Below are 10,346 nucleotides of genomic sequence, written 5' to 3'. Positions count from 1 at the left end.
GTGCCGGTCCTCGAGACCGGCACCGCGCCTCCTGCGTGGGCCGAGGTGCCTCGACGTGGCGCTCACGTCCCGAGGTGAGCGGCACGTCGTGACACGTCGACGATCCGTGGTCGGGGGGCGCCGCGCCCCGAACTGGGTCATCCGTTCTGCGCTGCCTCGCCGAGTCCGGGGGCGATGCTCGGTACCCTGCTGTCGTGAGCCCCGACCTTCCCGCCACTCCGGAGAACCACCCGGAGTCCGTCCGGCGTCTCGCCGCGACCTTGCAGACCCTGGACGAGGCACACCGCCGCTACCGACTCCACGCCGCGAAGGTCGTCGGCATGGGCCACACCGAACTGGCCGCGCTGCTCGCCGTCGCCGACGCCCCGGGGCTCACCCCGGGCGCGCTCGCCCAGGAGCTGCTGCTCAGCACGGGGGCGACGACAGCCGTGGTCGACCGGCTCGAGAAATCGGGGCACGTCACGCGCAGCCGGCACCCGGGCGACCGCCGCAGCCTCTTCCTGCACCTGACCGCGCAGGGCGAGGACACCACGACCACCCTGCGCGAGGCGTACCAGTACGTCCTCTCGACCACGGGCACGGACGAGACGATCGCCGAGGCCCTCCCCCAGCTCGACAGCATCGCCGCGGCGCTCGACGCGGCCGCCCGCGAATCCGCGTCCTGACCCGCGCCGCGCCTCCTCGAGGTCGGGGTCGGGGTCGGGGTCGGAGTCGGGGTCGGGGTCGGGGTCGCACCACCGATGTGTCGTCGAACCACGGAACACGATGGTTCGACGACCCATAGGTGGTTCGACTGCGAGTCCCGACTGCGCGGCATGCCTCCTAGGATGCGGGGCATGACACGGGAGGCCGGGGCACGCTACGCCGCGCGGGCCCGCGAGTACGTCGACCACCTCGGCTCGATGTCGTCGGTGCACCCGGCCGACGAGCACCTGGTCACGTCGTGGGCGGTCGCGGTCGCGGGCCCCGTGCTCGACGCGGGGTGCGGGCCGGGCCACTGGTCGGGGCACCTCGCCGCGCGGGGCGTCGACGTGCGCGGACTCGACCAGGTCCCGGCCTTCGTCGAGCACGCGCGCCGCGCCCAGCCGGGCGTCTCGTTCGACCTCGGCGGCGTCGACGCCCTGCCCTACGAGCCCGACGCGTTCTCGGGAGTCCTCGCCTGGTACTCGCTGATCCACCACGACCCGAGCAGCATCCGGCGCCCCCTCCGCGAGTTCGCGCGCGTCCTCCGACCGGGCGGCGGGTTGCTCGTCGGGTTCTTCACCGGGTCGACCGTCGAACCGTTCGACCACGCGATCGCGACCGCGTGGCGCTGGGCACCCGACCTCCTCGCGGACGAGCTGCGCGCCTCCGGGTTCGACGTGCTCGAGACCCACACGCGAACGGGTCCACCGTCCGGGCCGAGGCCCCACGGCGCGATCATCGCCCGTGTCGCACCGTGAACTGAGCATCGCACCGTCCATTTCCGCGGTGCGACGTCCAGTCGGTGGTGCGACTTCCACGTGACCGACGCCGAGGCCGGCGCAGCGCCCGTCAGCCGCCCTGCCGGACCTGTCGCACGTACCGGTACACCGTCGGCTCGGACACGTGCAACGCCTCGGCCACCTGGGCCACCGCCCCCTTGAGAAGGAACACCCCCGCCCGTTCGATCTCACGCACCGCCGCGACCTTCTCGTCGGGCGTCATGCGGTGCGGCTCGACACCCTGGGCGGCGACGATGCGTGCGACACCGTCGAGGGCGAGCTCGTCGACGTTCATGCTCAGTCGCTCGGCGACCGGCCCCGACGACGACGTCGAGGCAGGGCCCGCCTCGGAGCCGGAGCCCAGGGTCGCCCCCTTGACCAACCCGGTCGTCGCCGTGATGGCCGCGAGCAGGTCGCGGGCCCGGGTCAACGGCTCGTCGTCGATGTTGAGGCACAACATGCCGACGACGTCGCCGCCGGCGTCGCGGATGAAGAAGGTCGACGAGCGGAACGTGCCGCCGGTGCGGGACTCGGCCAGGTAGTTCGCCAGGTAGTCGCGGTCGTCGTGCTCGTGGTTCTGCAACACCTTGAGCACGAGGTCGGTCGCCGGCCCGCCGACGCTGCGACCGCTCACGTGGCCGTTCGTCAGGGCGACGATCGACCGACTCAGGTCGCTCGTGTCGTGCAGCACGACCTCGGTCCGAGGCCCGAGCAACTCGGCGAAGAAGTCCATGAGCGGCAGATAGGGCTCGAACTCGGCCCGCAGGACGCGGCTGGCGTCGACCACGGTGGCGCTGCTGGCTCTCGACATGGGTCCAGGTTACCGGCATGTAACGAAATCGTCGCACTGTGATAATTTCTTCTCACCCGGCCGATCACTCGGCTAGCTTGCGATGACCGACGATGCTCACGAAAGGCTCGACCATGACCCGAACCCGCTCCCGCTCCGCCCTCTGGGGCACCGTCGCCACGGGCGCCGTCCTGGCCCTGGGCCTGACGGCGTGCAGCGGCCCGAGCGCGCCTCAGCCCGGCGACGCGTCCGGCGACGCCTCGTCGTCGTCGTCCTCGACCATCCCCGACACGAGCGCACTGCTCGACGCCGTCCAGGTCGACGACGCCCTCGCCGCCCAGGTGCCCGCGGACATCAAGGACAAGGGCACGCTCGTCGTCGGCTCGAACGTCCAGTCCGCGCCGAACAACTTCTACGCGGCCGACGGCTCGACCGTCATCGGCTCGGACCACGACCTCATCACCGCGGTCGGCAAGAAGCTCGGCCTCGACGTCGAATACCAGAACCAGGACTTCGGCTCGCTCATCACCAGCCTGCAGTCCGGCCGCGTCGACGTGACGATCGCCGCGATGAACGACACGGCCGAGCGCCAGCAGGCGATCGACTTCGTCGACTACCTGACCTCGGGCATCACGCTGATGGTGCAGAAGGGCAACCCCGACGACATCACCGGCCCCGACGCGCTCTGCGGCAAGTCGATCGCCGTCGTCACCGGCACCAGCCAGCAGGAGTTCGCCGAGGCGACCAGCACGCAGTGCGAGTCCGACGGCGACGAGGCGCTCGACATCACGGTGACCGACAGCGACAGCCAGAACCAGACGCAGCTGCGCACCGGCCGCATCGACGCCATCGTCAACGACCTGCCCAGCGCGGTCTACATCTCGAAGACCGCCCAGGACGGCCAGGCCTTCGAGGTCGTCCCCGGCGACGTCATCGACGGCGCCCCCTACGGCATCGGCGTCAACAAGGACGACGCAGCTCTGCGTGACGCCATCGCCGCGGCCCTCGACTCGCTGATCGACGACGGCACCTACGGCGAGGTGCTCGACGCCTGGGGCATCACCTCGGGCAGCGTCACCGAGGCCACCGTCAACGGCGGCAAGTAGGTGGCGACCGCACGACCGACGGGAACCGACCCGGGCGACACGACCCGCGCCTCCTCGGGTGCTCGCGAGCTGCTGCCCCAGGTGCGCCTGAAGCACTGGGGCCGCTGGGTCAGCGCCGTCGTCATCGTGGTGTTGCTCGTCGCCCTCGTCTACGGGGCGTCGCAGGGCGACATCTCGTACCGCGACATCCCGTACTACCTGGTGTCGCCGATCATCCTGCAGGGCCTCGTCGGCACGATCGTGCTCGCCGTGGTCGCGCAGGTGAGCGCGGTGGTGATCGGCGTCGTCATCGCCCTGATGCGCATCTCGAAGAACCCGGTCGCGCAGGCCTTCGCGGCCGGGTACACCTGGCTGTTCCGCGGCCTGCCCGTGCTGCTGCAGATCCTGCTCTGGTACAACCTGGCGCTGATCTTCCCGCGCCTGACCGTCGGGGTGCCGTTCACCGACGTGGTGTTCCTCGACGTCAGCACGAACGACGTCATGACGACCTTCGTCGCCGCCTTCCTCGGCCTGGCCCTCAACGAGAGTGCCTACATGGCCGAGATCGTGCGCGCCGGGCTGAAGAGCGTCGACCGCGGTCAGATCGAGGCCGCCCAGTCCATCGGGCAGACCCCGATGCAGCGCATGGCCCGCATCGTGCTGCCCCAGGCGATGCGCATCATCATCCCGCCGACGGGCAACGACTTCATCAACATGCTCAAGGGCACGGCGATGGCGTCGGTCATCGGCTACCTCGAGTTGATCAAGGCGGCGAACAACATCGCCTCGTTCAACCTGCAGGTGATGGAGACCCTCATCGCCGCGGCCATCTGGTACATGGTCATCGTCAGCGTCGCGAGCGTCGGCCAGTTCTACCTCGAGCGCAGCTTCGACCGGCAGGACCGCCGCCCCGGCGGGCCGCCGAACGCCCGCGCCCTCCGCCGCAAAGTCGCCGCCGACCTCGGCCGCGCACCCCTCGTGAGGAGCACCCCGTGACCACGACCGACACGACGAACGCAGGAGGCGCCGGTCCCGCCGCCGAGGCAGCCCCCGTCCTCGAGGCCATCGGCATCGGCAAGTCGTACGGCAGCCACGAGGTCCTGCGCGACGTCTCGATGACGGTGCGCAGCGGCGAGGTGGTCTGCATCATCGGCCCGTCCGGCGCCGGCAAGTCGACATTCCTCCGCACCCTGAACCGGCTCGAGGAACCCGACGCGGGCGAGGTCTGGGTCGGAGGCGAGCCGATGGGCTTCGAGCTGCGCGACGGCAAGCTGCACGAGCTCAGCGAGCGTCGGCTCTCGGCTCAGCGGGCACGCACGGCCATGGTGTTCCAGCACTTCAACCTGTTCCCGCACCTGACGGTGATGGGCAACGTGCTCGAGGGCCCCGTCCGCGTGCAGCGCCGGTCGGCGAAGGAGGCGCGGCGCGAGGCCGTCGAGATCCTCGAGCGGGTGGGCCTCGGCGACAAGGTCGACGCCTACCCCGGCCAGCTCTCGGGCGGGCAGCGGCAGCGCGTGGCGATCGCCCGGGCCGTCGCGATGAAGCCGCTGTTCCTGCTCTTCGACGAGCCGACCTCGGCCCTCGACCCCGAGCTGGTCGGCGAGGTGCTGAAGGTGATGGGCGACCTGGCCCGGGACGGCATGACGATGCTCGTCGTGACCCACGAGATCCAGTTCGCCCGCGAGGTCGCCGACCGCGTGGTCTTCATGGCCGACGGCGGCATCGTCGAGCAGGGGCCGGTCGAGCAGGTGCTCGGCGCCCCGCGCGAGGCCCGCACGAAGCAGTTCCTGCAGCGGGTGCTGGCGTGACGTCGGGCACGGCGACGGGCTCGGGACCGGCGACGGCCCCCGGCTCGGCGCTCGACGCCTACCTCGCGTCGTTCGCCGAGCCGGTCGGCTACCTGAACTTCGGCAGCTACGGGCCGCCGTCGCGGGACGTCGTCGAGACGATCGGCCGCCTCGCCTCCGCGGCGAGCGCCGGCGTGCCCTCGTCCGGGCTGCACGCCGAGGACGAGCGTGCCCTCGCCGCGGTCTCGCGCCTCACCGGGTTCGACCGCACCGGGGTCGCCCTCACCGGCAGCACGTCGCTGGGGCTGATGCAGATCGCGTTCGGCCTGCCCCGGGGCGAGGTCGTGGTCAGCAGCGCCGAGTTCCCGTCGAACCTGTACGCGTGGTGGCGCTCGGAAGAGGCAGGGCTCACGACGGTCCGGCCGTTGCCTGCCGTCCCGGGGCAGCCGCTCGCACCCGTCACGCCCGAGCGCGTGGCCGACGCGGTGGGGCCCGACACCGTGGCCGTCGCGGTGAGCGCGGTCGACTTCCGCACCGGTACCGTCGCCGACCTCGCCGGGCTGAGGGAGGCCGTGGGCGACCGTCTGCTCGTCGTCGACGGCATCCAGGGGTTCGGCGTCCTCGACGCCGACTGGACCCTCGCCGACGCCCTCGTCGTCGGCGGCCAGAAATGGCTGCGCGCGGGCTGGGGAACCGGGTTCGTGGCGCTGTCCTCGCGGGCCCTCGCGCGCCTCCGTCCGGTCCTCGGGGGGTGGACGGGCGTCGAGGGTGCCTCGCGCTACGACGGCGTGCCGCACGCCCCGCTGCCCGGGGCGCAGCGCCTGTCGGTGACGAACGGGTCGCCGTTCGCGTCGGGGGCGTTGGCCACGGCGCTGGAGCAGCTCGAGTCGGTGGGGGTCGACGTCGTGGCGTCCCGCGTGGCCGACACGGCGGGCGACCTGGTCGGCCGACTCGAGGCCGCCGGGGTGCCCGTGCTCTCCCCCGTCGACCGATCGCGGCGGGCAGGACTCGTCGTGGCGGGCGTTCCGGCTGGTGAGGCCGCCGCCGTCGGCGCGCGACTCGAGGCCGCCGGCGTCACGGCGACCGTCCACGGCGACGACCGCGTGCGCCTCAGCGTCCATGCCACCACCACCCCGGCCGCGATCGACGCGGCCCTGACCGTCCTGGGAGGACGACGATGACCCTCGACCCGAACCCCCTCCGCGCCGTGCACACCGACGCGGCTCCGGCCGCGATCGGCCCGTACTCGCAGGCCGTCCGCGTCGGCGACCTCGTCTTCGTGTCGGGCCAGCTGCCGATCGACCCGGCCACGGGCGAGTTCGCCGGGCCGGACGTCCGCGACGAGGCGGCCCAGTCGTTGCGCAACGGCGCCGCCGTGCTCGAGGCCGCGGGGTCGGGCATCGACCTGGTCGTCAAGACGACGGTGCTGCTGGCCGACATCGCCGACTTCGCCGTCGTGAACGAGGCCTACGCCGAGGTGTTCGACGGCGGGGTGCTGCCGGCCCGCGCCGCGTACCAGGTCGCCGCCCTGCCCAAGGGCGCCCGGGTCGAGATCGAGTTCGTCGCGGCGGTCGCCCCGGGGCACGCCGCGTAGCATCGCGGCATGCCCGAGGGTGACAGCGTCCACCTGCTGGCGGCGCGCCTCCGTCCCTCGCTCGTCGACCGCGTCGTCGTCGACGGCGAGCTGCGGTCGGGCGGCCGGGCGGGCGAGTCGCTCGCCGGTCGGCGCATCGTCGAGGTCGACACCCACGGCAAGCACCTGCTGACCCGCTTCGACGACGCCACCACCCTGCACACGCACCTGCGCATGCAGGGGTCGTGGACCCTCACCCGACCCGGCCGAGTCCTGCCGTCGCGACTGCAACGGCAGGTCCGCGTGCGGGCCCGGCTCGACGACGGGCACACCCTCTGGGGCGTCGACCTGCCGGTCGTCGACCTGGTGCCGACCCGCGAGGAGCACGCCCTGATCGGCCACCTGGGCCCCGACCCGCTGCGCCCCGACTGGGACCCCGAGGAGGCGCGACGTCGCCTGGCCGCACTGCCCGGCGTGACGGTCCGTGCCGCCCTGCTCGACCAACGTCCGATGGCCGGCCTCGGCAACCTCTGGGTCAACGAGGTGGGCTACCTCCGCGGGGTGCACCCGGCCACGCCGATCGGCGAGGTCGACCTGGTGAAGCTCGTCGACGTCGCCGCGCGCGCCCTGCGCTTCTCGGCCACGACGCCCGGCGCCTACCAGGTCACGACGGGACGGACCCGCCGCGGCGAGACGCACTGGGTCGTCGGTCGCGCCGGACGCCCGTGCCTGCGCTGCGGCACCCGCGTGGAGGCGCGAGACGACCCGCCGACGCCGGACGGGCGCACGCGTCGGGCCTGGTGGTGCCCGCGATGTCAGCCCGCGACGTGACGTGGGTCGGTCGCGACGACGACCCCCAGGGGTGAGCCTCGGTCGGCTCAGCGCACGCTGACGAAGATCGGGTTCGCGTACAGCCAGGTGTCGGCCCACGGGTCGGCCGGGGCGACGGGGTACGGCTGGGGCGCGCGGGGGTCGACCTCGGCGCCGAGCGGGCCGACGCCGTGCACCCGGCCGTCGCTGCCGCGGAGGCGCACGTAACCGTCCTCGGTGGCGGGCTCGAGCGGCACCACGACGCGGAACGGAGCGGCGGAGCGGTCGGCGACGTCGAGCAGCTCGACGACCCGGGTGCCGGGCGCGCGCTGCTCGTCACGGTCGGCCACGGGCCCGGTGACGCGGCCGCGGATCACGTCCAGGTGGGCGAGCCGCGGGACGGTGCCCCGTGAGGTGGGCGTCGTCGTGGGCACGACGTCGACCACGAGCTCGAGGGCGGTACCGCGCGGGACGGTGAGGGTCCCGCCCAGGGTGGCCTGCGCCTCCTGACCACCGGTGGCCCGGAGCACCACCGAGAGCCCGGCGACCAGGTGCCCGTGGTCGACCCAGAGCCGTCCGGCACGGATCGCGTCGAGCAGGGCGGCGGACGACCGGTCGACGGCGCCGACGTGGTTGCGGCTGAACTCGCCCGGCCAGAAGTCGGCGCCGTTCTGGGGCGTGGCCGTGGTGACCGGGTCGGGTCGACGGCCGGCACGGTCGAAGTTGGCGAGCGTCGCGCCGGCCTCCCAGCCGGGCCCGGTCGGGAAGTCGCCGACGCGCGTCGAGTCGGATTCCTTGAGGTGGAGGTCGCTGTTCGAGGTGACCCACCAGCGTCGGCCCTCGCTGAGCAGCGAGTCCCACACGCCCCCGACGACGGCCGTCGTCCAGTCGAAGCCACCGTGGGTCAGGTAGGCCGCAGCGGGGTAGCCGGGGAACGAGAACTCGCTGGGGGCGTTCTCGTACTCTCCCCGCCGCGAGCGCTCGGTGGCGTTCGCGGCGATCGCGCCCGCCTGGGCGCCGGGGGCGCCCTCCATGCCGACGAACACCTCGGGGTCGGCGTCCTGCCAGGCACGGAGCTCACCGGGCGAGTCGATGCCGAGGCGACTCGGGTGGTTCGCCAGGACGATCACGTCGTCGACGACGCCCGCGCTCTTCTGGGCGCTGAGCCAGGCGATCGCGTCGGTGGCGTGCACGAGCCACTCGGCGGCGTCGTCGGTGCCGGGGCGCGGCTTCTCCCAGCCGTTGAGCTTGCCGTCGTGGTCGAGCTCGAAGCGGCGCAGCACGCGGGTCGTCGCGGGCCCGGGAGCGACGAGCACGGTGGCGTGCTCGGCGCCGGGGATGTACCACTCGAGCCCCTGCAGCACGAGCAGGTCGGGGCGCGCCGCCCGGGCGGTCTCGATCTCGCGGGCGGCGTTGAACACCCCGCCGACGTTGGCGTGGCCCTTGTTGCTGTGCTCGGTGAAGGCGATCGCGTCGACCCCGAAGCGTTGCGCCTGGTCGAGGATCGTCGTCATGGGGTACTTCGCGTCGTGCGAGTAGACCGAGTGCACGTGGTGGTCGAACACCAACCACGAGAGCGCGGCCGGGTCGACGACGGCGGGCGCCGACGGCAGCGGCGCGGCCTGCGCGGCTCGGGCAGGGGCCGCGGCCCCGAGCCCCTGGGTGGTCGCCCCCACGGCGACGGTCGCGGCGACGGACGCCCCCAGGAAGGTCCGGCGCGAGACGCCCGACCGGGTGGCTGCGCTCCGGTCCACCTCGGGCAGGGAGGACGCCTCACCGGTCGGGGCGGACTGCTCGGGGCGGGGGTCGAGGGACATGGCATCACTTTCGTCGGGCGGGCGTCCCGACCGTAGGCACCGGTTCTGAACCGCAGGCCAACGGTCGGGGACGTGTGCGACACCCGACGTTCACGACCCGTTCCCCCGGGTGCGCGACAGTCCTGGCGTCGCCCCGCGCTCCCCGCCGTGGGGGCCCACCGCACCCACCGAAGGTCCCGATGCCCTCCTCCGTCCCCGCCGTCCGTCGTCTCCCCTCGCGCGCCTCCGTCCCGGCCGTCCGTCGACTCCCCTCGCGCGCCTCCGGACGGGCACTGCTCGTCGCGGCGGCCCTCGCCGCCGGCACGGTCGCGGGCCTCGCCGGACCCGGTTCCGCCGTCGCCGCCCCGGCGCCGGCACCCGCCGAACCCGCGCCGCTCGTGCTGCGCGACGCCGCCGGCACCGCGATCGTGTCGGGCGACGCGCGCGCCGATCCGTCGTTCGCCTCGGCACTGCTCGCCGCTGGCTGCCCGGCCGACGCGGACGACGCCGCCCGACTCTCGGTGACGTCAGGAGGCGCGACGGTCGTCACGTCTCCGAGCGTCGCGGTGACCGCGGGGCAGCCGGTCGAGGTGCCGATGGCGATCTCGTTCGAGGAGGTCGTGGCCGGCGGCGTCGAGGAGGGCGGAGCGACGCTCTTGCTGGAGTGCCTCGTCGTCGAGTCGGGCATCCCGTCGACGGTCGTCGTGGCGGCGACGGTGCCGGTGACCTTCGCCGCGGGGTCCTGGTCGGTGCCCGGGGCCGAGGTCGACCCGGGGCCGCCGTCCGACGACCCGACCGCGGTGCCGACCGACCCCGGCACGGCGCCCTCCCCCGCACCTACGGACGGCGCCGGAGCGGGGGTGGGCTCGACGCCGCGCCCCTCGGCCACGACACGGCCCGCCGCCGACGGTGACCTCGCCTTCACGGGCGGACAGGTCGCCGGGGTGGGCGCGCTCGCCGCCGGCCTGCTCGCGGGCGGCACGGCACTTGTACTGCGGCGGCGCCGGGCCGCGCCCGTCGACGGGCCGCCCGCGGAGTAGGG

The 10,346-nt window shown here is 73.6% G+C and carries 11 protein-coding genes; 9 read left to right on the top strand and 2 right to left on the bottom strand.

All coding sequences use genetic code 11. The features are described from left to right. Positions 1-194 precede the first annotated feature (194 nt). Both BIV04_RS14535 and BIV04_RS14530 read left to right on the top strand, forming a co-directional pair. Positions 195-665, top strand: coding sequence for a MarR family winged helix-turn-helix transcriptional regulator (locus BIV04_RS14535; RefSeq protein WP_071257115.1), 471 nt, complete (start codon positions 195-197; stop codon positions 663-665). A gap of 171 nt (positions 666-836) precedes the next feature. Next, entirely contained in the window at positions 837-1,442 is a 606-nt protein-coding gene (locus tag BIV04_RS14530; protein WP_083396507.1) for a class I SAM-dependent methyltransferase, read from the top strand. 91 nt (positions 1,443-1,533) lie between these two features. Here BIV04_RS14530 and BIV04_RS14525 read toward each other — a convergent pair whose 3' ends face one another. Then, positions 1,534-2,274: a transcriptional regulator gene (locus BIV04_RS14525; RefSeq protein ID WP_055970799.1), complete on the bottom strand. Its 741-nt coding sequence runs from the start codon at positions 2,272-2,274 to the stop codon at positions 1,534-1,536. Between the two features lie 113 nt (positions 2,275-2,387). Here BIV04_RS14525 and BIV04_RS14520 point away from each other — a divergent pair, with 113 nt between their 5' ends. From BIV04_RS14520 to BIV04_RS14495, 6 genes are read left to right on the top strand one after another with little or no spacing between them, the layout of a single operon-like run. After that, positions 2,388-3,359 carry an ABC transporter substrate-binding protein gene (locus BIV04_RS14520; RefSeq protein WP_071257131.1) on the top strand — a complete coding sequence of 324 codons (972 nt, stop codon included), beginning with the start codon at positions 2,388-2,390 and terminating at the stop codon, positions 3,357-3,359. Next, positions 3,360-4,334, top strand: coding sequence for an amino acid ABC transporter permease (locus BIV04_RS14515; RefSeq protein WP_083396505.1), 975 nt, complete (start codon positions 3,360-3,362; stop codon positions 4,332-4,334). It begins immediately after the preceding gene. Beyond that, a complete protein-coding gene (locus BIV04_RS14510; RefSeq protein ID WP_071257111.1) occupies positions 4,331-5,146 on the top strand; it encodes an amino acid ABC transporter ATP-binding protein in 816 nt (271 codons plus the stop codon). The genes BIV04_RS14515 and BIV04_RS14510 overlap by 4 nt, the downstream gene beginning before the upstream one ends. Continuing rightward, positions 5,143-6,306 carry an aminotransferase class V-fold PLP-dependent enzyme gene (locus BIV04_RS14505; RefSeq protein ID WP_071257109.1) on the top strand — a complete coding sequence of 388 codons (1,164 nt, stop codon included), beginning with the start codon at positions 5,143-5,145 and terminating at the stop codon, positions 6,304-6,306. Before BIV04_RS14510 ends, BIV04_RS14505 begins: the two co-directional genes overlap by 4 nt. After that, entirely contained in the window at positions 6,303-6,719 is a 417-nt protein-coding gene (locus BIV04_RS14500) for a Rid family detoxifying hydrolase (RefSeq protein WP_071257107.1), read from the top strand. The genes BIV04_RS14505 and BIV04_RS14500 overlap by 4 nt, the downstream gene beginning before the upstream one ends. Before the next feature lie 9 nt (positions 6,720-6,728). Next, positions 6,729-7,529, top strand: a complete 801-nt coding sequence (locus BIV04_RS14495) for an Fpg/Nei family DNA glycosylase (RefSeq protein WP_071257105.1) — start codon at positions 6,729-6,731, stop codon at positions 7,527-7,529. Between the two features lie 47 nt (positions 7,530-7,576). On the opposite strand, the gene BIV04_RS14490 is transcribed toward BIV04_RS14495, so the two are convergent. Next, positions 7,577-9,325, bottom strand: coding sequence for a PHP domain-containing protein (locus tag BIV04_RS14490; RefSeq protein ID WP_071257103.1), 1,749 nt, complete (start codon positions 9,323-9,325; stop codon positions 7,577-7,579). 179 nt (positions 9,326-9,504) lie between these two features. Between BIV04_RS14490 and BIV04_RS16585 the strand changes: the two genes are divergently transcribed. Next, positions 9,505-10,344 carry a hypothetical protein gene (locus BIV04_RS16585; protein WP_143048728.1) on the top strand — a complete coding sequence of 280 codons (840 nt, stop codon included), beginning with the start codon at positions 9,505-9,507 and terminating at the stop codon, positions 10,342-10,344. The last annotated feature ends 2 nt before the right edge of the window (positions 10,345-10,346 follow it).

Source organism: Frigoribacterium sp. MCBA15_019 (assembly GCF_001864945.1).
Lineage (GTDB): Bacteria > Actinomycetota > Actinomycetes > Actinomycetales > Microbacteriaceae > Frigoribacterium.
This window is presented reverse-complemented; position numbering and strand designations above follow the sequence as displayed.